We start from the raw sequence: 21,215 nt of genomic DNA on the forward strand, positions 1-21,215 counted from the left end.
ATGATTATCCGCATCCGCAATCGGAGTCGCAGCTGTTTTCCTTCCTTCCCTTACTTCGCATGCCGAACTTCCTGCGGAATACATTAACGATATAAATGCAGGCTGCAACCAGCAGGACTGCAATAATAATATACTGTATGAGCAAAGTGGTTTCCATTATATTATTTTAAAATCTGATATGCAATAAATGCCACAATGTAAGCCAGGCCGGTCATAGCTACAGTTTGGATCAAGGTCCACCTCCAGCTCTTTGTTTCGCGGTATACCACTGCAATGGTAGAGATACACTGCATGGCAAAGGCATAGTATAGAAGAATCGAGATTCCGGTAGCCAGTGTGAAGATCGGTTCACCGTTGGGCCGTACATCGTTTCGCATCTTATCAATAATCTTTTTTTCTTCGGTATCATCGTCCATGCTGTACAGCATACTCATTGTCCCAACAAACACTTCACGTGCCGCAAAACTTGTAATAATGGAAACGCCCATTTTCCAGTCATAACCCAAAGGCTCAAACACCGGTTCTATGGCCTGCCCTACCTTGGTAAGGTAAGAGTGATCCAGATGGACATCGGTGGCAACTATTTCACCTTCGTTCCGGGCCGGTCCCACATAACTGATTACCCAGAGTATCATGCTTACGGCAAGTATTATTTTACCTGCACCTGTTATAAAATCCCAAACTTTGCCCAGCACCAGCCGAAAATCATAGCCAAAGAGAGGCATCTTATAAAGCGGCAGGTCCATAATCAGAAAAGTCTTACTTTTTTGCCTGATCACCTTTTTCAAAACAATAGCGGATAGAAGTGCGGCCACAAACCCGAGAAGGTACATGGCCATTAGTGCGATCGCTCTGTAATCAATGCCCAGTAAGTTGCCTTCTGGAATGACCAGCGCAATGATGATACTGTACACCGGCAGTCTGGCCGCACAGGTCATGAAAGGAGTAACCAGTATCGTTATAAGCCGTTCTTTTACATTTTCAATATTCCGGGTGCTCATAATAGCCGGTATAGCACAGGCAACCCCGGAAACCAGCGGAACAATACTTTTACCGTTCAAGCCGAAGGGCTTAAGGAAGCGGTCCATCAGGAAAATTACCCTGGCCATATAACCGGAATCCTCCAGCAAATACAGGAAGTACAGTAATATTCCAATCTGTGGTGCAAATATGACAATTCCTCCGAGTCCCGGAATGATACCCTCGGCCAGAAGGCTGTTCAGGGGTCCTTCCGGAAGAAGGCCGGCTACGGTTTCGGAAAGCCAGGCGAAACCGCTGTCGATCCAGTTCATGGGATATTCAGCCATGAAGAAGACCATCTGGAAGATCAGCAGCAATATAGCTGTAAAGAATACATAACCCCAAAAGCGGTGAACCAACACAGCGTCGAGTTTTTCTGTAAGAAATTCTTTTAGCTGGGGTTTTTCGGAAAGTACTTTTGCAACGGTTTTATCAATGCTTTGATAGCGGCGGATGGTTTCCTGAGTCTGCAGCCGTTTGGGGACTATGCATTTGTCTTCGCTGAGATTCAGTTGCTCGTGCACCGAGTCCAGTTTGCCCATATAGGTTCCGGAGGAAAGCAGAGTCCAGACCTTGTACTCATTTTTTTCTGTAGTTTGTGCCGCAATTCTCTTAACGGTTTCGCGCTGTTCCAGCGGAATTTCAAAGGAGGCAGAATGGGTTACCTTAAATTCATTGCGGTAGATAGCCTCCCGTAGTTCGACAATACCATGTCTCTCTTTGGCATTGGTTTGCAGTATCTTCACATCCAGTTCCTGAGCAAGTACCTCAAAATTGATGGCAATGCCGCGTCTTTCGGCTTCATCCAGTTGGTTTGCCACCATGAGAAGGGGTACGCCCAAATCCTGAATCTGCCGGAAGAGCAAAAGACCGCGCTTCACATTCATGGCATCCAGGATATAGATTACACCGGAATAATTTTGGATTTCGTCTATCAGGAACTTGGCAAAAATAGCTTCATCTTCGGAACTGGGATAAATGCTGTAAGAGCCGGGCAGATCTATCACCTCTATTTCCTCGCCTTCAAAGATGTAGTTACCTGAGTGGCTGGCTACGGTCACACCCGCGTAATTACCTGTTTTTTGCTGACGGTTACACAGGGCATTAAATACTGTTGATTTACCTACGTTGGGATTACCAACGAGCAGGACCTGTTTCTTTTCTGGGGGAGTTTGCATTTCAATCTGTAAGGGATTCCACAATTATGAAGCGTGCCTCTTCCTGGCGAAGTGCAATCCGGCTTTTTTCCTCTCCAAACTCTACATACAGTGGACCGCGGAAGGGTGCCTGGTACAAAATGCGGAAAACAGTTCCGGGCAAAAGTCCCATTTCAATGATTTTACCGGGCATCTCCAGATGCTCATTATCATATTCCACAATCTTCCCGGAGGTCTTACGCGGGAAGCAGCAAAGTTTGTTGGAAAGATCGTTTTTCAAGCCTGTAAATTTTAGTGCAAATATACGTTATTTAAATTTAATCTAAATAAGGATTGCGTGATTGAGGCGACTTGTAATCAAAAAAAAAGCCCGGCTTACAAGTGTACCGGACTTTCCAATTATAATGAAGTTAATATGTTATTTTTTCTTTCCGCCAGTTGCCGGAATCTCAATTGGATTGTTGTTTGAACCATAGAAATCCTTGGCAAACTTTTCCTGATCTTTAATGAATTCACCAATAGTTTTGTCTGAGCCCGGCATCTTGCGGCCCATCATCTCAGGAGTCATATAAGGACGCATCTCTGCCATAGGATCTGCTTTAAAGTTCTCAAGCGATTTCTCGAATTTATCCCTGGCCACAAGCACCACATTCTGACTCATTCCATACTTTGAGTTCAGCTTTTCGGCGTAGGAAAGTTCTTCCCAGTTGTTTACTTTTTTGTTTCCTTTTAGTGTCCAGCTGTAATCCTTCTTACTGTCCTCCACCTTTACAATCAGTCCCGGTAGGCCCGCAAATTTATAAGGCCCGTCTGTGAAAGGTAACTCTGTCGTAAACCAGGCAGTCCATTTACGCCCACCCATCTCTGTTGTTGCTTTCTGAGTATTGTACTCACCCACTTTCTCCTTTTCAGGCAAAATGGTCCAGTTCAGTTTGGCAGTTTCTTCGTAGCCAAATCTCTTCATGCTGATCTGGTCAGAATAGGTAACCTTCATGTCCGGATAAGTTTTCTGTACCTTATGGGTAAACTTGGGCATACGGATGGACTTGGTAATGTCTTTCCAGGCACCACTCTTCTCCATTGCCTCCACTTCCAGCTTAATCAGTGAATCCTGTGCCGGTACGGTAAAATCCTGATAGATGGATTTATCTGCTACTATATCAAGAGCTGTCATAACTTTCTCTGTACGAGTTGAATCCTTCTTCGGTTTGAAGGTCAGTTCATAGAAAAAGCGGTTGGCGGTCTGCTGAGCGTTAAGCGCAAAGAATGCGGTTACCAAAAATAAGCTGAATAATCTCTTCATTTCACAATGTTTCTTTATTAGTGTAGCAGACTGGCCAAATGTTACAAATTAAATCATAAAAGAAAGTAAACTCTTTCGCTTCAGAATTTTTAACTTTAAGCAAAAAACTTATGGAAACCTTACCTAACCTAAGAAATGAGTTAAAGCAGGAGTATGAGACTACAAAAAAATTTCTGTCCCTATTTCCGGACGGCAAAAACGATTTTGCGCCTCACGAAAAAAGCATGAAGATGATGCCGCTGGCTACTCATTTGGCTGAAATATTCGGCTGGCCGCATTTTATGATGACTACAGATAATCTGGATTTTGCTTCAGGAGATTATAAGCCTGCAGTCCTGACGGACAAAGCTGGACTTGAGCAACTGTTTGAAACCGAATATGAAAAAAGCATAACTACACTGAACAGCATGGATGAAGAAGATCTGGAAGGCAGCTGGAGCATGAGCATGGGTGAAGAGCTGATTGCCAACTTCAGTAAATATGAAGCCATACGGCATGCCCTGAACCAAATTACGCACCACCGCGCTCAACTGGGTGTATACTACCGTTTGCTTGAAATTCCGCTGCCGGGAAGTTACGGACCAAGTGCAGATCATGAAACCTTTTAAACGAAGAAAAGCCCTGCGCGGGCTTTTTTTTTAAGGTTGCAGCTCAATTTTGTTATTATTGGATGCCAAGCGTTCGCGTGCGCTTTTCTCCATCACCTTTAAAATATCCTTTGGATCAGTGAATTCTGTTCCATTCACATTAATTTTAACTGTGGAATTAGGCCGGTTCAGCATTTCACGCATGCCCTGTACAGGATCGTTTTCGTACTGCTTAAGCTGTTTCACATACTGAGCGCGGCTTACATCAAGGGGTTGGCGGGCCAGCAGCGGAATTTCCCGGCCTTTGGTATCCAAAATTTCCTGTTGAAGTGCCGCTACTTTCTTCACTGCCTTCAGTTCCATTCTGTGACTTCCTGTGGCATCTTCCACGGCAACTATAAGTCCGGGCAATCCATGGAATTTATAGGGACCTTCCTGAATGGGAATTTCGGGAGTAAACCATGCCGTCCAAGTTCGGCCGGCAAATTGGGTTGTGGCTTTTTGTGCTTTGAATTCCCCAATCTGTTTATTTTCTGAACTGATTTTCCAATTGATTGCGCGGTCTTCTGTAACCCTGTAACTTTGATTGCCTATTTCGGTAATTAAAACAGTCTTATAGGACGGATGACTTTTCTCCACTTTATACCTCACCGCATCACCATAATTCTGTCTGGAAATGGAAATATTACCCATTCCTGCAGCCAGCTGTTTCTTCAAATTGTCGTTCATAATGGAATCCGCATCAAATGCCGTTTTGCTGTAGTATTTTGATGCTTTATCGTCCACGTCCAGATACATCCATTCGGTCCTGAGGCTGTCCCTCCTGGTAGAGTCGGCACGAAAGGAATATTCGTAGATAAACCTATTGAGCTGTGCCGAAGTCATTACCGAAACAAGAAGCAGGAAAAGGGTAAGCGTTCTCATGAGATAGGTGTTATTTAAAGTTGAACTTAACAGCAACCATCACCTGGCTCGGACGAATCCTGATCTGTTCAAAGGAATAAGTGAAAGCATCATCAAAAACCCTTTCAAAAACCTTTTTATTGGCAATATTAAGCCATTTCAGTTCAAAATCAACCTTTTTTGCTGTCCAGGCATACTGATAGGTCAGGTCATAAAAGCCGTTTATAAAATTCTGCGCTCCGCTTGAGTAGTTAAGCTGGTCCCAGTTCAGGGTTACGGAATGGTTTTCCACCGGATAAAGCGTAAGAGCCAGATTATGGTTAAAGCTGTCAGTCTCTGAATCTCCAATGCTGCTGCGGTTTTTACCCCACCCGGTGGTGAAATTATAATCCAGCGTCATCCAGGAGAAATAAGCATTGTTAAGTTTAAAGGTAAGGTTCTGAGTTGAGTTTTTATTCTCGAAGATCTGGCCACCCCGTGCATTGTCGGAGGTAGAAGCAGAATTTCGGAAAGACAGGGACAGGTTCGATTTGAATTTTGGAAAGTATTTCCCTATTTCTGCACTTTGGGAATTGGTTACCGTCCGGTTATCCTGTTCAATATAACTGATGATTCCCAATCCAAACCCCCTGTTCACATCAGCAATCAGATTACGGTCCGTTTGCGAAAGGCTGTAATTCACATTGAAGAAAAGGTTATTTAAAGGGTTTCGGTATTCCAAACGTGAACCCACGCGTTTTGATTCTGTTTCGGAAAGAGGATTTGCAGGGTTCATTGCTGAAAAAGAGGTAGGGCGCGACATCAGGATTCCCGCGTATAAATCATCTATGGCCGCAAAATTGTAATTCCAGTTACCGCTTACAGCAGCTTTCCAAAAGGAGGCAAAGGAGTACTGTACAAAGCCGGAAGGTTCAAATGTTGTCCGGTTAAAACTTTTGTCTACCATACGTGCTGCATCTTCAGCCCGGATCATATTGTAATTAACCGGCAACTGGATTCCGACCGTCCAGGCCTCGGATTTATAGTTAACACCCAGCCCGGCATACGGCACCGCCCGGCTAAAACGCAGGTCATTGGTGAATTCTTCGCGTCGCTGGCTGGAGGCTGAATTGGCAAGCTCCAGAATTTCAGAATCCAGGTTGTTGCTGGTATAATTGAATCCGATTTCCGGTGTAAAGGTCCAGAACTTTTTGGTGAATCCCATTGTGGCGGAATGATTGGCTTCAAGAGTTTTCATACCAAAGTCCTGAGTAACTGTGGCAAAATCTCCAAACAGATTCTGTACGACCGGTATATTACCGGAACCTGAAATCTCTTCAGGATAAAATACGTAGTTGCCAGGTGCCACCCTCAAAAGCTGATTATCGTCCTGATAACTGATGTAAGACATTACATTCAGCATTTTGGATTTCAGCGGTATGATGGTACTCAGTGAGTTCTGAAATGATGATGTAGGCGAACTCAAGGACTGGCGGGAATCCTTGTTAAGTGCGTTATCAAGTGAGTTCTGTAAACTGATTGCGGCACGGTCTTCATTCCAGAACTGGTTAAAGCTGGTTACATTTTTAAAGAATCCCTGCTTGGCATTTTTTGTGAAGATAAGTTCACCTTTAGCCTTATTTGTATAGAGGTTATTGTCCCTTACACTAACTTCGGTGAAGTTCTCCTTTTTAAAAAAGGTTTCCTCATAAGATTCCCGTTCTACAGCGTTGTTTACATAACTGGCATTTGCCTTAAGTTCCCATTCTTTATTTTTAAAAGGTGTCGTAAGCAGGTTGGCACTCAGGAAGTGGATATTGTTCATCAGATATCTCTTTTCCGGTAAATTAGGCACAGAGGCGCGCTCCACAGCCAGCCAGCTGTTTTGCGAGGCATTGCTGCGGCGACCTTCCCAACGGTTCCCCATGGCGAACATATTTCCTTCATTTTCCACGGTTTCCCCTGTGTTATTGGTTTTGTAGTTTACCACCCACTGGTTTTTCTGACCGAAGAACATCGGGGTCAGCTTTACATTCCAGATGGCAGGATCGGATATTCCGACTCCTACTTCACCACGCCCCGTCATCGTGACTTGTTTTTTCAGTTTAATATTAATGGCCGCCTGATCAGACGGTACTTTATCCTGAAGTATTTTTACAGGCTGGTGATTCTCCAGCACCTCAACTTTCTGTACCGCATCTTTAGGAAGCGCATTGTTTACTACACCGTAACCTCCTTCCATCAGGTCCTTGCCGTTCACATAAAATTTGGACAGTGGCTGCCCCTGATAAAGAATGGAGCCGTCTTTATTCACCTCTATTCCCGGCATTCTTTTAAGAACATCAGCTAAAGTACGGTCATTTTTGGTGTCGAAGGATTGAATGTCATAGGAAATGGTGTCGCCCCGCTTGGTAATAAGGCGGGTTTTAAGCTGTATCTCCTCAATTTCTGTGGCTTCAGCGCTTAAGGTAAAGTCCAGGTTCTGGGTGGTATTCTGTACGCTCTGTGTAACCGGTTTGTGATTGAAAGCTTTGATCTTCAGGTCCACACTGGAATCTGCCGAAGTAAAAGTAACTTTATACTCTCCCTTACTGTTGGTAATGGCATATGCAATGATGGCATCCTTCCCTTTTTCCTCTATGGTTACGCTGGCACTTGGAACTGCATCACCTTCCGAGTTCTTAACTTTGCCGGTAATGGTTTTTTGTGCAAAAGTGATTACTGAGCAGCACAGCAGCAGGAAAAAGAAGAATTTTGTTTTCATAAATTAGCTTTAAGCCATTAGTAATGGATTTTGACGAGTTGTTACATCTCCCTGCAGCCGGTTGGTGGGAATGTCACAAAGAGGCATGCGCATAAATGTAAGTGGCCAGCCAAATAAATTAATAATTTAGCCGTCAAAATATAAGAAATGGGCATTATATATAAGCCGATAGATGTAGTGGAAGACATCACTAAAGAGGAATTTTATACCAAGTACCTCAAGCCCAGAAAACCTGTTGTCATACGCAATATGGCCCGCAACTGGCCCGCTTATCAAAAATGGACGCTGGATTATCTGAAAGAAACCATTGGTGATATTGAGGTACCACTGCATGACTCCTCCAAAGCAGATCCTGCGGCGCCCATCAATGCTCCGGCCACAAAAATGCTGTTCGGGAAATATCTGGATCTCATTAAAGAAAAACCTACTGATCTCCGTATATTCCTTTTTGACCCTATTAAAGCGTCCCCAGAACTACAGCGTGATTTTATCGCTCCAAAAGAGCTTATGGGCGGCTTTCTGGATAAATACCCAAACATGTTCTTTGGGGGTAAAGGTTCCGTAACCTTCCTCCATTACGATATAGACCTGGCGCATATTTTCCATACGCATTTTAACGGCCGTAAACATATTTTACTTTTTGAGAATAAATGGAAAAAACGGCTGTATAAGATGCCGTTTGCGACCTACGCAATGGAGGATTTCGACATTTCAAACCCGGATCTGGAAAAATTTCCGGCACTGAATGGCGTGGAAGGTATAGAATGCTACCTGGAGCACGGTGACACCCTTTTTATGCCTACGGGCTACTGGCACTGGATGAAGTATCTGGACGGAAGTTTCTCCATTTCACTGCGGGCCTGGGACAGATCGCTGGCTGTAAAGGCACGTTCGCTTATCAACCTGACTGTTCAGCGAAACTTCGATAACCTCATGAAAAGACTTTTCAAAAAAAGATATATGGACTGGAAGGAAAAACGCGCCATCGCTAATGCAGAGTATGCACTTAAAAAAAACCGTCCGAAGAGATCTCTCTAAATTCCCGCGAGTGTGGCAACAATCATGATGAGCAGGCTAATCAGATTGATTATCAGTGGGGCTAAAAACCCTGACCTTCTGCCCTTCCCTTTCCTGAAACAGAGAATTCCGTAGATAACTGCCTGTGCCACTACAGCCAAAATTATCGGTATCGTAAAAAGTTCCACAATAATCTGAAGTACAATTGCGGTTTCTTCCGCAGGTGTATAGTTAACCGCTGACATTAATATGAGGCTGCTTACGTAAAACAGACACAGTACACTCAGCAAGATTTTACAGTTCATAAAATGAATTTAATGAAAATCTGTGAGCTAAGGCAAACGGAAAATAGGATAGCGGTTTACGGTCTGCTCAAAATACGGTGATCGTTTGTAAATCCAGTCCAACTGCGCGCGGGGGTCTTTGGCAAATTTTGGGTTGATGACCTTCTCCATTTCAAATGCCGTTTTCAGAACGGTATCATTGCTTAGCAGTTCTGCCGCGGTATCTTCGAAAACATAATCGGAAAAATACTCCTTTTGTCCCAAAATGGCATCAAAGAAGTTCCAGTTAAAAAAGGAATCGGTGGCCGCGGGTTCCAGCGTCTCCAGAAGATATTTCACTCCTTCCTGCGCGCAGGGTACCAAAAAATCACCTTTGTTTATTTTGATGTTCATAAACTCAGATTTCGTTTGGGTATCGTAATGCAGATAATGGCCTTCGTAAGGACTCGTGACGGTCTGAAAATCTACAATCGTATACATTTCGACCATTACTGCAGAGTCACGGTGTAACTCCCGCATCTGTATCCTGTTTCTTTTAAGATGTCCAATAACTGTTCTTTCAGATTTGGGTACCACGTAATACCTTGGGACAGTAACCTGAAGTTCGGAACTGTATTCGTCGAAGAATTTAACTTTACGGTTGAATGGCTTGGTTCTGTCGTAATACAGGCGGGGTGTTCCCGAAACGGCACTTCTCTTTTGCCGGGCTTCATATCCTTTGAAATCGAGCAGTCTGTGCTTATTTTCGCTAAGTTTCCAGCGAAGTGTATACTTCTTTCCCGGCCTTAGCTCCGCGGCACTTTCAGCCATCTTCTTCTGGATTTCCGAACGGTTTTTACCCACATATTCCAGCGAGCTCAGCATATATTCATAGGTTGCCTTAACCCGATCCGTATAAGGCTTTAACATATGTGTTTCTGCCACGGTACCCATTGTATTGAACAGTGCTGTATAACCTGTGGCATACCGCGGCGAGTCCATAAAAGCGGGAAAACCTTTGTCTGGTGCCTCGCCGTGAATATTGACGTAAGGGGTAGTCAGAATTCCTCTGGCTTCAAGTTGCTGCATTAAAACAGGCTGCATTTTGGTATGGAGATAATTTCCTAACGTCTTACCCAGTCTTTCTTTATTCGAAGAAATATAGGTGAACAGATATTGGTAATCGGCACCGTTACTTACGTGATTGTCAATGAAGTAAATAGGTTTGTAGTGATGGAAGAGCTGCTGGAATGCTTTGGCATTATCTGTATCATTCTTAATGAAATCCCGGTTCAGATCATAATTGCGGGCATTGCCTCGGAAACCGTACTCTTCCGGACCGTTCTGATTTACACGGCTGAACTTGCCGCGACGCTGCATACCGGAAATATTATAGCACTGCACCGCCGCCACTTTTAAATTTTTTGACTGGATCTTTCCTGTGGCAAGGTCCCGCATAAGCATCATTGTAGCGTCAATACCATCGGGTTCTCCGGGATGAATACCGTTGTTGATGAGAAGTACCGGAAGGTTTTTGTTATTGGAAGGCGTGAAAACCACCACCTTGATGGGCTCGCCGTTATCATCCTGTCCGAAATTTTCAATTGATATATTCTCAGATTCTCTGTCCAAAGCATTGTAAAAGTCCAGCATATCCGCGTAGGTAGTAGTTTGGTTGCCGTTACCAATTTCATAGGGTAATTTGAATTCTTGAGCCAAAAAAAGTGTAGTCTGTAAAAGAAAAAATATTGTGAGGTTTTTCATATTAGAATGGATTATAGAATTCTAAAACCAATAGAATAAGGGAAAATATGTTGATAATTAACACATACAGCTTCGGTGAACTGAATCTGAACGTTTCCTTCTTCCAATAGTGAGCTATTATAATGAGTTGCACAGAGGTAAAGATCAGTAAAGGAATTACAGAAAATTCCATTAAAGTTCCGATAACAATTCCTAAATTTAGAAATAATCCTGCTGAAATTTTATAAAAAATGATATAAAAAAATACCAGCAGGTTCAATAGTAACGTTTTATTCATTTTATAACCGGTAACGAAAAATCCGGAGAAAATTTTCTTCGGATTTAACTTATTACTTTTTACTTTTAGCTTTTTACTTGGTTCCTACCTAATCATTCAGCTTCAGTACCGCCATAAATGCAGACTGAGGTACCTCTACCCTACCGATTTGCTTCATCTTTTTCTTACCTTCTTTCTGCTTTTCAAGAAGTTTACGCTTACGGGAAATATCTCCTCCATAACATTTTGCGGTAACGTCCTTTCTCAGGGCCTTGATGGTTTCCCGGGCAATAACTTTGGCACCAAGCGCCGCCTGAACGGCAATATCGAACTGCTGTCTCGGGATAAGTTCTCGGAGTTTTTCACACATCCTTTTGCCTATGTAGAAAGCGTTACTGTCATGAATCAGGGACGAAAGTGCGTCCACCATATCACCATTAATCAGGATATCCATCTTCACCAGCTTGGAGGCGCGGAAACCGATTGGGTGGTAATCAAATGAAGCATAGCCTTTTGAGATGGATTTCAGCCTGTCGTAGAAATCGAACACCACTTCGGCCAGCGGCATATTGAAGGTAAGCTCCACCCGGTCAGCTGTCAGGTAGCTTTGATTTACGATTTCGCCACGCTTTTCGATACAAAGCGTCATTACGGGCCCCACAAAGTCTGATTTGGTAATGATTGACGCCTTGATATAGGGCTCTTCTACCCTGTCCATGGTCATAGGGTCCATCATTTCGGAGGGGTTATTGATGAGGATCATCTTTTCCGGATCCTTCTTGGTATAACCATGGTAGGAAACGTTTGGCACGGTAGTGATGACGTCCATATTGAACTCGCGGTCCAGCCTTTCCTGTACAATTTCCATGTGCAGCATGCCAAGGAATCCGCACCGGAAACCGAAGCCAAGTGCCGCCGAACTTTCGGGTTCGAAAACCAGGGAAGCATCGTTGAGACGCAGTTTTTCCAGTGAAAACCTGAGTTCCTCGAAATCCTCGGCTTCAATCGGATAGATACCCGCAAATACCATTGGTTTTACCTCTTCAAAACCTTCGATAGCAGCTTCAGCACCATTCTCAAATGATGTGATGGTATCTCCTACTTTCACTTCGCGGGCGTCCTTGATTCCGGAAATGATGTAGCCCACATCACCGGTTTTTATTTCAGTTTTGGGCGCCTGCTTTAGTTTCAGCGTTCCAACTTCATCAGCCTCATACATCTTGCCGGTAGCCATAAACTTAATACGCTGACCTTTTTTGATGCTGCCGTTCACCACTTTGAAGTAGGCTTCAATACCGCGGAAAGGATTGTACACGGAGTCGAATACAAGAGCCTGGAGTGGCGCGTTTTCGTCGCCTACCGGCGCCGGCACTCTCTTTACGATCTGCTCCAGCAGTTCGCGTACACCTTCCCCGGTTTTACCGGAGACACGCAGTACATCTTCATATTCACAGCCTATAAGTTCCATTATCTCGTCGGTGACCTCTTCCGGATTTGCTGAAGGTAAGTCAATTTTGTTCAGAATCGGGATAATGGTCAGATCGTTTTCAAGTGCCAGGTAAAGGTTACTGATGGTTTGAGCCTGAACACTTTGCGCCGCATCCACGATAAGCAGTGCACCTTCGCAAGCAGCTATTGAACGCGAAACTTCGTAGGAAAAATCTACGTGGCCGGGTGTGTCTATGAGATTCAGCACATACTTTTCGCCGTCCAGTTCATAATCCATCTGAATGGCGTGGGACTTTATGGTAATTCCGCGCTCCTTCTCAAGATCCATATCGTCCAGGGTCTGGGACTGCAGTTCTCTTTGGGTTACGGTATTGGTATACTCCAGAAGCCTGTCGGCCAGAGTGGATTTACCGTGGTCTATATGTGCAATGATGCAAAAATTGCGTATGTTTTTCATTTAATGTCGTAAGTATTTGCAAAAATAGGGAATTCTGACCGATTTTTTTTCAGAAAAATGAGCACATCCTCAACAAATTGAAGTTGTATCATCAGCCGATGGAAGCCTTCAGCAGGTTAAAAAATTGTATATTAACTAAAATAAAACGACCTTCACAAAATACATTGCAAAGGTCGTCCAAACATTAAAAAAATAAACTATTATGGTCGTCTGCTCTGGGTTCTGAACCCGTTGTTGTTACTATTTCTGGGAGCCGCATTTCCTGGTGTCGGGTGCAGAGTTCTGCCGCGTTCCTGCGGTCTCGCCGACCCGCCCCGGGGTGCAGCTCTGTTCTGGTTATCGTTTTTTCTTTCCAATATCTTATTCCGCATCATCCCTTCGTTCTGAAACATTTCTAGAATCTGTTGAGGCTTCAGTATTTTCTGGAACTTTTCCGAATACTTACGGCGGTTGTTCATGAGCTGCTCGCCAAGTTCAAAACTTTTATCAAGTTCCTGCTTCGCATCGCGGTCGTTCAAACCTTCAAAATTCCGGCTGGCCTTAAATCTTTCTTTTATCTGTTTCTGACTTTCCTGGTACTCACTGTACAGAGCACGGAATTCATTTTTCTTATCCGCAGGAATGTCCAGTTCTTCCATCATCATATTTTCCCTGAACTGCTGTAGCAGTTCCTGCTTCTCTTCCGGCTTCATCTTGCTTATCAGCTCTTTCCGCTGCTCCGGCTTAAGGTTCCGCCAGTCTTTAATTTCCTGGCCGTGCACCGTCCCAATCAGGAAGATGGCCACAAGCGTTAAGATACTATTCACTTTTTTCATTTCTCCCGGATAGATATTAGTTATATAAATCAAGATACACATCCTGCTCTGCATTCATGGACAAAGCCGCAATATCTTCCGCACTGAATTCATCAAGAATCATATCCATTCTTGCATCTGCTCCGACCCCTGTTGCCATAATCGCCTTTGAAGGCTTCATTACAGTCTTTGTTTCGGGTTGTCTGTTTGTTTGATACTCATTTTCAGCTAAGGTTAAATCTTCCGCAAGGACAGTATAATTATCTGCTGCTGCATGAATTTCCTTAGACTCCACAGATGCCGGCGCTGCGGCGGCAGACATGTTTTGCTCCTGAACCTCCGGATTGCTGGCCACTGCTTTTTCTGTGTCACCTCCGGCATTATAAACAAATGTACCGCCCAGAATGACCGCCACAGCTGCCGCAGCGGCATACCATGCTCTGTTGCGCGATCTTCCTGCAGCGGGCAGTACCTGCACCTTTTCCTTTTCCCGAACCGCGTTCAGAACATTACTCTGCATCTCACTGAAGAAATCAGGTGGTGTGGAATAAATATTCTCACGGGTTAGTTTTTCAATATCTAAATCTTTCATTTGTGGTAAATTACGTTTCGTAATTTGTTTTTATAAATTCTTCAATTTTCTGTTTGGCATAATGATAATTGGTTTTTAGTGTGCCTACGGACATGTCCACAATCTGTGAAATTTCTTCATAAGGCAAATCATCATAATACCTCATCATAAATACCAGTTTCTGCTTTTCGGGTAATGTATGAATCGCTTTCTGGAGGAGGATCTGTATCTCATCTCCGCCTGCGCCTACATTATCGGCCACAAGGTTCATCAGGTGGTAATCCGGGTCTTCATCGGACTTCTGCATCTTCTTCATCCTGTTTAACTGTTGGAGCGCTTCGTTGGTGGCGATGCGGTACAGCCAGGTATACAGTTGGCTATCCTGCTTAAACTGATGAAAATTCTGATAAACCTTTATGAAGGTATCCTGAAGCACATCCTGAGCCAAATCATGATCCACAATCATACGGCGTATATGCCAGTACAGACGGCTTTGATAGGTATCCATGAGTTTGCGAAGACCTTTTTCCTGGTTTCGTTCCTCCTTCATCATCGCAATAATTTCTGCGTCTATAGGCTTCATGGGGTACTTCGGGGTTTGGATGGTAAATATAATTAAAAGTTAAATTAATGTGTCAATTTTTAGTCCAAACGCCTAAAGGCTTATATTTGTTAAATGAACATTGTAATCATAGGCAGCGGCAATGTAGCATACCATCTTTCAGGTATGTTCACTGAATGCCGGATTCCAGTCCGTCAGGTGTTCGGCAGAAATAAGTCCGCTCTGGCAGAAATCAGCACTAACTACAACATCCCGGTTTCCACCACTGAACTTGAGGACGCTGATCTGTATCTGATCGCTGTAAGTGACCATGCAGTGGGAGAAGTTTCAAAAATAATCCGGAAAAGTAACTGTATCGTAGCACATACCTCGGGCTCTCTGCCTCTGGAAGTTTTACACGGAAATTACCGTAAGGCGGCCTTTTACCCTCTACAGACCTTCAGCAAAGCAAAACGTCCGGATTTCAGCTCAATTCCTTTTTTTATTGAAACTGAAAATACGGCAGATAAAAGGCTTCTGACCGAACTTGCCGGGAAGATTTCCAAAAATGTGATGTCCAGCACCTTTGAAAAAAGAAAGTATGTGCATCTTACGGCTATCTTTGCCTGTAATTTTGTAAATCATCTGTTTAGCCGGGGAAAGGAAATCGCGGATAGTCAGGATATTCCCTTTGACTATTTTAAACCACTTATTGAAGAAACCGTAGAGAAGATTTCCTTTATGGAACCCCGCGCGGCACAGACCGGTCCCGCGGTACGCAATGACACACGTGTCCTTAAACTCCATGAGGAACTTCTGGAAGGCACTCCGCTGGAACTTTACAGAATCATGAATAAATCAATTAAAGAAATGTATGAGTTATAAAGAAAACCTGAAGCATATCAGGGCTTTTGTGTTTGATGTTGATGGAGTTTTCACAGACGGTTCGGTATACCTGATGCCGGGCGGACATATGTGCCGCGTGATGAGCGTACTGGACGGCTATGCAGTGGTGAAGGCCAGAAAGGCGAATTATCTTATTGGTGTAATCACAGGCGGAAATGATCCTGATGTAAAGCACCGGATTCACTACCTCGGGATACAGGATTATTACGCCAAATCTGCTGACAAAACGGTAGATTATGAGCATTTTAAAGCAAAACATGCACTTACCGATGATGAAATACTGGTAATGGGTGATGATATTCCGGATCTAAGAATTTTGGAACCGGCCAGGATTTCCGCCTGTCCTAAAAATGCAGTTCCTGAAGTAAAAGAGATTTGCCATTATATTTCTCCGGTAGAAGGAGGGAAGGGAGCAGTACGTGATGTGATAGAGCAGGTGATGAAAGTTCAGGGCCGGTGGACAGAGGATAATACACAAAGCGTTTAGAATGAAGAAAAAGATTTTACTGGCATCCGGTTCAGCCAGAAGGAAGGAACTGATGACACAGCTGGGTTATGAATTCGAGGTGGTAACTGCGGACTGCGACGAATTATATCCTGAAGATTTACCAGCTGATCAGGTAGCGCCCTTCCTCTCGGAACTTAAAGCAAAAAGTTTTGCCGCCGTTGGTGCAGACGAAATCCTGATTACTGCAGATACCGTGGTGGTACTGGACAGACAGGTCCTGGGGAAACCGCGCAGCAGGGAAGAGGCCCTTATGATGCTGCAAAGCCTTTCGGGAAAAATGCATCAGGTTTATACGGCCATTACCATCCGCAGCGGAGAAATATTCACAACTGAGGTTGATGTGGCAAATGTATTTTTTGATACAATTACCGAAGAGGAAGCTACCATGTATGTAGACCGCTATCAACCGATGGATAAAGCCGGCAGTTACGGTATCCAGGAATGGCTGGGAATGGCCAGAATCACGAGGATTGAAGGCAGTTTTTACACCATTATGGGGCTCCCAACTCACCTTCTTTACAAGACACTTCAGAAATTAATGTAAAAATTTACGAATGATAAATATTCGCTAATTTTACAGACATATGACGGTGCATCCTAACAATAAAATGCACGTTATCAAGTTATAATACTGCAATGAGAAAGACTGTTTCCTATATTTTTCTGGCCTCGGTGCTCCTGGCCTGCGCTGCCAAGAAACCCGAAAAGCGTTCACGCTTCCTTTCAGGTTTCAGGACAGAATACAATACACTTTTTAATGCAAAGGACGCACTGAATACAGAGTTTACCGAGCGCAGCAACGCCCATAAGGACAACTTCTATGCACCTTATATCAATATCCTCACTTATGAGGAACAGCCTGTAGGCAGCGACATCGGACAGTCTGCTGCATTTGCGGAGTCCAGTGCAGGACGCAAACCGGGATCCGCGCTGCCCGCCAACGCTGCCGGGGAAGCTAAGGGGGCAACCATACTTGAAATAGCTGAAGGAAAGGCACTTAAAACCATAGATAAATATTCGGTAATACGGGACGGTCAGGAGAAAAATGATAAAATATTTGATGCCTACATCACACTTGCTCAGGCACGGATCTATATGGGTAAAAATCTTCAGGCGCTGGACGCGCTCAGCACCCTGATGGTCAAGATGAGGGAAGATAAACGTTTACCCCTGGCTAAAATCTATCAGGGGCTTGCCTATGCAAAGATGGATGATCATTTTAAAGCGCACGAGATTTTTGCCGGCCTGAAGAATTCTGATTTAAAGAAGGATTACCGGAAACTCTTAAGCATTTATTATGCAGAATCACTTTTGGAAGCCGGAAAAAAAGAGGCTGCCGTGGCAGAACTGTCAAGCGCATTTGAAGTGAACAGCAACCGCAAACTGAAAAGCCGGATTGCCTATCTGCGTGGGCAGGTCCTGGCCGAACTGGGCAAATCGGCTCTGGCCCGGGAAAGCTTTGAGTCTGCCTACAAATATGCCAATGACTTTGAATTTGAAGTAAAATCCCAGGTAGAAATCGCCAAGACCTATAACAGTAAGGATGATTACAGCGGTGCCCGAAAATATCTGGAAGGAATAAGTAAGAAAGGTACCTACGCTTCCCGAAAGAACGAGTTTTACTATGCCCTGGGACTCATGGCTGCCAATGCCGGTAAGAAGGCTGAGGCACAGGATTATTTCCGTAAGTCACTGGCTGAGAAGGTTTCCGATCCGCAGATTCGGGGCCTCAGTTATTACGAAATAGGTCGCGGATACCTGTATGACAACGAATATATTGCAGCAGGAGCGTACTATGATTCGGCGGTTAGCGTTATGACCTATGAACCCACCAGGGTCTTGCTTCAGGAGCAGACCAACAACATCAAAAAACTTGCACGAAACTATTATCTGGTGCGTAAGAACGACAGTATGCTTGCACTTGCAGCAATGAACGATGCAGACCGCATCACCTATTTCAGCAAATATATTGATGACCTGAAGGCGAAAGAAGATGCCATGGAACGTGAACGTGTCCGTGCGGAAAGGACAAAGGGTTTTGATACCGGCGATTATTCTTCAAATTCAGTATTTGCCTCCGGAAACGGTTCATTTGAGAATTTTGGCGCGGCAGGAAAGGGGTTTTACTTCGCAAATACCGGTGCTGTTTCCAGAGGGTCATCTGAATTTAAAAATATATGGGGTACCCGCAGTCTGGCCGATAACTGGCGTTATTCTGCTAAAATGTCGTCACTGGAAGATGAAAAAAATGAAGCTCTGGGCCTTACATCAGTGGCAGATCCCCGCCGTTTTGAAACGTCTTTCTACATTGAAAAGATCCCAAGGGACCAGGCTTCACTTACAAAGCTGAAATTTGCCCGTGACACTGCTTCACTGGGTATGGGAATCATGTACGACGACTATTTTTCCAATACCTCTTTGGCTACGAAAACACTGTATGATCTTGTTGATAAAAAGCCGGAAGAAAAGATAATGCTGCAGGCACTTTACGAGATATTCTCAATGAATTATGAGAATAATCCCGCTGCTTCCGAAAGGGCGAAGCAGATCCTGCTCACCGATTATCCATACACTTCGTACGCAGAATTTGCGCGAAATCCACGGAACAGTAATTTCCTGAAATCCAATCCGGAGGCCGAAAATGCCTACCAGACATCCTTTGCGCTTTATCAGGGTGAACAATTCGATGCGAGCCGGCAACTGGTGGAGGAGTCGCTGACCCGGTTTCCAAAAGATGCACTTGTACCTAAGTTTTCACTGCTGAATGCAATGATTGCAGGAAAAACAAGCGGTAAAGAGGTCATGATCCTTCAACTGGAACAGATTGCCCTGAACTATGAGAATTCAGCGGAAGGGGAGAAAGCTAGGGAAATGCTGAAATGGCTGAAAAGCGACCTGAAGATGCAGATGACAGACGAAAAAGGTAACGTTCTGAAAGCCGGTAACAATGTGCAGGCAACACCCAAAGCCGCGGTTCCCACTCAGGAGGAAGTACAGAAAAACCGTCTGTTGGAACAGAAACAGCTGCAAATGGAAATGGGAAATGAGGTTATGAGTACTGAGGCACAGCAAAAGAAACAAAATGTACCGGTCAGAAAATAATAACTAAAAGCGAAGGTTCAGCTTCGCTTTTAGTTATTTAATGAATTTCTAATTTACACCTTTCCTTTTCACACCCTGGAAATCCTTAAGATATAAGGGTTCAAAGTAGGCCACATCTTCAAATTCGCCGGCATTAAACTTCCTTACCGATTCATCTGTCAGGTATTGGGCTGAAGGGTAAACGGAATCATTGAACTCGGCATTAGGAAGATTTAATATATCTTTGGCCTTGGCAGCACCATCGCCCACAATAAGGATTTTTTTATCAGACAGGTTATTCAAAGTAAACTCATCGAGCACAAGTGCGGAGGTGGGTTGCTCCTCTTTCCCGCTCTGACCGTCATAGATGGCTGTATAAACCTCCATACGCCTTGCATCGACCATTGGAATGATCAGATCATAATCAGTGCCTAAAAAGGGCTTAATCATCGTTTCCAGGGAATTTACGGCAATAAGCGGAATCTGCAGGCCGAAGCAGAAACCTTTCGCAGCCGAGGCACCTATCCTGAGGCCAGTGTATGAACCCGGTCCCATACCCAGGGAAACAGCGTCCAGATCCCTTAGTGTAATATTTGCACCTTCCAATGCCCATTCCACAAAAGTGTGCAGACTTTCTGACTGTTTGTAGTTGTCTGACAGTTCTTCGCAAAGGCAAAGCAGCTCCTTGCCGTCCGAGATGGCTACAGAACAGTTTTTGGACGAGGTTTCCAGGTGGAGGATTTTCATCATTAATTGGATATTTACAGATTCTTAAAAACGGTACGCGGCTCACTTTGGGCGCTGGGATAGATAGTCAGGTCGGAGACAGCCACGTGCGCAGGAGTGCTGATGCAGTACAGGATTGCATCTGCAATATCTCCGGGTTCAAGTGCTTTGTAACCCTGGTAAACAGCAGCGGCCCTTTCCTCATCACCTTTGAAGCGTACTTTTGAGAAATCAGTTTCTACCAGACCCGGCTGGATATTGGTCACTTTTATACCGAATCCGGTGAGTTCCAGACGCATGCCGTCTGAAATTACGTCAACCGCTTTTTTTGAGGCACAATATACCACCCCGTTTGCATAGGTCTGCCGGGCAGCAACAGAGGAAATATTTACGATATGTCCGGATTTCTGCTGCTGCATGGCTGGGATAATCTGTTGGGATACATAGAGCAGCCCTTTTACATTTCCGTCCAGCATGGCATCCCAATCGTCCGCATTTCCTTCAGCAAGCGTGTTAAGTCCATGTGCGTTGCCTGCGTTATTGATCAGAATATCAATATTTTTCCAGAGATTCGGCAAATTTTTCACTGCACTTTCAACTTCAGTTCTGTTACGCTGATCGAAGCAAAGAGTATGAACATCCGTATAATGTGAAAGTTCTGATTTAACAGTTTGAAGCGCCTCCGTCCGGCGGCCGCACAATATCAGTCGAAAATTGTTTTTTGCAAGTAGGGTAGCAGTAGCTTTGCCAATTCCGGAAGTTGCACCGGTAATAAATGCTGTTTTCATAAAATCATCCTAATTAGCGTCCATCGCTTCGAACGCGCTTTCTATGTGGGTAATTTCCAGTTTGCCGGAAGGGTCCGGCAGTACTGAGATGATGTCAAAACGAACCTCTTCGTCCAGGTTATTTTTTTTCATATACTCATCTGCCGCCGTTACGATCAGCCGGATTTTTTTTCGGTTTACGGCTTCATGAGGCTCCAGGAATACATCATTGGCCCGTGCTTTTACCTCAACCATGATAATCTGACCGTTGAAGTATGCAATAATATCAATCTCAGCTTTCTGATAGCGGAAATTGGAATCTTTGATCTGATACCCTTTATCCTGAAGGTAACTTTTTGCAAGTTCCTCTGCCAGTTTTCCGAAGTCATTATGATCTGCCAT

21 protein-coding genes are annotated in these 21,215 nt (G+C 44.2%); 6 read left to right on the top strand and 15 right to left on the bottom strand.

All coding sequences use genetic code 11. The annotated features are described in order from the left end of the window. Nucleotides 1-4 precede the first annotated feature (4 nt). The 4 genes from P0M11_RS03900 to P0M11_RS03915 form a co-directional block, all read right to left on the bottom strand. Nucleotides 5-157, bottom strand: a complete 153-nt coding sequence (locus tag P0M11_RS03900) for a FeoB-associated Cys-rich membrane protein (protein ID WP_275624543.1) — start codon at nt 155-157, stop codon at nt 5-7. Nucleotides 158-161: 4 nt separating this feature from the next. Continuing rightward, complete coding sequence (gene feoB / locus P0M11_RS03905) at nt 162-2,198, bottom strand: ferrous iron transport protein B (RefSeq protein ID WP_275624544.1); 2,037 nt, start codon at nt 2,196-2,198, stop codon at nt 162-164. Nucleotide 2,199: 1 nt separating this feature from the next. Next, nucleotides 2,200-2,457 carry a FeoA family protein gene (locus tag P0M11_RS03910; protein ID WP_158065240.1) on the bottom strand — a complete coding sequence of 86 codons (258 nt, stop codon included), beginning with the start codon at nt 2,455-2,457 and terminating at the stop codon, nt 2,200-2,202. 138 nt (nt 2,458-2,595) lie between these two features. Continuing rightward, entirely contained in the window at nt 2,596-3,480 is an 885-nt protein-coding gene (locus P0M11_RS03915; RefSeq protein ID WP_158065242.1) for a GLPGLI family protein, read from the bottom strand. A gap of 110 nt (nt 3,481-3,590) precedes the next feature. On the opposite strand from P0M11_RS03915, the gene P0M11_RS03920 reads away from it, so the two are divergent. After that, nucleotides 3,591-4,088 (top strand): DinB family protein, encoded by a 498-nt coding sequence (locus P0M11_RS03920; protein WP_275624545.1) that lies wholly within the window; start codon nt 3,591-3,593, stop codon nt 4,086-4,088. 30 nt (nt 4,089-4,118) lie between these two features. Here P0M11_RS03920 and P0M11_RS03925 read toward each other — a convergent pair whose 3' ends face one another. Then, nucleotides 4,119-4,991 (bottom strand): GLPGLI family protein, encoded by an 873-nt coding sequence (locus P0M11_RS03925; protein ID WP_275624546.1) that lies wholly within the window; start codon nt 4,989-4,991, stop codon nt 4,119-4,121. A 10-nt stretch (nt 4,992-5,001) separates the two neighbouring features. Continuing rightward, complete coding sequence (locus tag P0M11_RS03930) at nt 5,002-7,713, bottom strand: carboxypeptidase regulatory-like domain-containing protein (RefSeq protein WP_275624547.1); 2,712 nt, start codon at nt 7,711-7,713, stop codon at nt 5,002-5,004. A gap of 147 nt (nt 7,714-7,860) precedes the next feature. Between P0M11_RS03930 and P0M11_RS03935 the strand changes: the two genes are divergently transcribed. Beyond that, nucleotides 7,861-8,751 (top strand): cupin-like domain-containing protein, encoded by an 891-nt coding sequence (locus tag P0M11_RS03935; RefSeq protein WP_275624548.1) that lies wholly within the window; start codon nt 7,861-7,863, stop codon nt 8,749-8,751. On the opposite strand, the gene P0M11_RS03940 is transcribed toward P0M11_RS03935, so the two are convergent. From P0M11_RS03940 to P0M11_RS03965, 6 genes are all read right to left on the bottom strand, one after another. Continuing rightward, nucleotides 8,748-9,035, bottom strand: coding sequence for a hypothetical protein (locus tag P0M11_RS03940; protein ID WP_275624549.1), 288 nt, complete (start codon nt 9,033-9,035; stop codon nt 8,748-8,750). The two genes, P0M11_RS03935 and P0M11_RS03940, sit on opposite strands and share 4 nt — an antisense overlap. A gap of 27 nt (nt 9,036-9,062) precedes the next feature. Next, nucleotides 9,063-10,757, bottom strand: coding sequence for a M14 family metallopeptidase (locus tag P0M11_RS03945; RefSeq protein ID WP_275624550.1), 1,695 nt, complete (start codon nt 10,755-10,757; stop codon nt 9,063-9,065). Nucleotides 10,758-11,122: 365 nt separating this feature from the next. Beyond that, complete coding sequence (gene lepA, locus P0M11_RS03950; protein WP_275624551.1) at nt 11,123-12,919, bottom strand: translation elongation factor 4; 1,797 nt, start codon at nt 12,917-12,919, stop codon at nt 11,123-11,125. Between the two features lie 200 nt (nt 12,920-13,119). After that, nucleotides 13,120-13,725 carry a hypothetical protein gene (locus tag P0M11_RS03955; protein WP_275624552.1) on the bottom strand — a complete coding sequence of 202 codons (606 nt, stop codon included), beginning with the start codon at nt 13,723-13,725 and terminating at the stop codon, nt 13,120-13,122. A 25-nt stretch (nt 13,726-13,750) separates the two neighbouring features. Further along, nucleotides 13,751-14,305 (bottom strand): hypothetical protein, encoded by a 555-nt coding sequence (locus P0M11_RS03960; RefSeq protein ID WP_275624553.1) that lies wholly within the window; start codon nt 14,303-14,305, stop codon nt 13,751-13,753. Between the two features lie 10 nt (nt 14,306-14,315). Next, the gene (locus P0M11_RS03965) at nt 14,316-14,867 is read right to left on the bottom strand and encodes a sigma-70 family RNA polymerase sigma factor (RefSeq protein ID WP_158065261.1); all 552 of its coding nucleotides are present in this window, start codon (nt 14,865-14,867) and stop codon (nt 14,316-14,318) included. 93 nt (nt 14,868-14,960) lie between these two features. Here P0M11_RS03965 and P0M11_RS03970 point away from each other — a divergent pair, with 93 nt between their 5' ends. From P0M11_RS03970 to P0M11_RS03985, 4 genes are all read left to right on the top strand, one after another. Further along, entirely contained in the window at nt 14,961-15,710 is a 750-nt protein-coding gene (locus P0M11_RS03970; RefSeq protein WP_275624554.1) for a DUF2520 domain-containing protein, read from the top strand. Continuing rightward, nucleotides 15,700-16,218, top strand: a complete 519-nt coding sequence (locus tag P0M11_RS03975; RefSeq protein WP_275624555.1) for an HAD hydrolase family protein — start codon at nt 15,700-15,702, stop codon at nt 16,216-16,218. The genes P0M11_RS03970 and P0M11_RS03975 overlap by 11 nt, the downstream gene beginning before the upstream one ends. A gap of 1 nt (nt 16,219) precedes the next feature. After that, nucleotides 16,220-16,783, top strand: a complete 564-nt coding sequence (locus P0M11_RS03980; protein ID WP_275624556.1) for a Maf family protein — start codon at nt 16,220-16,222, stop codon at nt 16,781-16,783. Nucleotides 16,784-16,875: 92 nt separating this feature from the next. Further along, nucleotides 16,876-19,341 (top strand): tetratricopeptide repeat protein, encoded by a 2,466-nt coding sequence (locus P0M11_RS03985; RefSeq protein ID WP_275624557.1) that lies wholly within the window; start codon nt 16,876-16,878, stop codon nt 19,339-19,341. Between the two features lie 48 nt (nt 19,342-19,389). Here P0M11_RS03985 and tsaB read toward each other — a convergent pair whose 3' ends face one another. From tsaB to P0M11_RS04000, 3 genes are read right to left on the bottom strand one after another with little or no spacing between them, the layout of a single operon-like run. After that, entirely contained in the window at nt 19,390-20,067 is a 678-nt protein-coding gene (gene tsaB, locus P0M11_RS03990; protein ID WP_275624861.1) for a tRNA (adenosine(37)-N6)-threonylcarbamoyltransferase complex dimerization subunit type 1 TsaB, read from the bottom strand. 14 nt (nt 20,068-20,081) lie between these two features. Further along, nucleotides 20,082-20,834 carry an SDR family NAD(P)-dependent oxidoreductase gene (locus tag P0M11_RS03995; RefSeq protein ID WP_275624558.1) on the bottom strand — a complete coding sequence of 251 codons (753 nt, stop codon included), beginning with the start codon at nt 20,832-20,834 and terminating at the stop codon, nt 20,082-20,084. Nucleotides 20,835-20,843: 9 nt separating this feature from the next. Next, the gene (locus tag P0M11_RS04000) at nt 20,844-21,215 is read right to left on the bottom strand and encodes a YraN family protein (RefSeq protein ID WP_275624559.1); all 372 of its coding nucleotides are present in this window, start codon (nt 21,213-21,215) and stop codon (nt 20,844-20,846) included.

It is taken from the genome of Kaistella sp. PBT33-4, from assembly GCF_029194425.1.
In the GTDB taxonomy this organism is placed as follows: domain Bacteria; phylum Bacteroidota; class Bacteroidia; order Flavobacteriales; family Weeksellaceae; genus Marnyiella.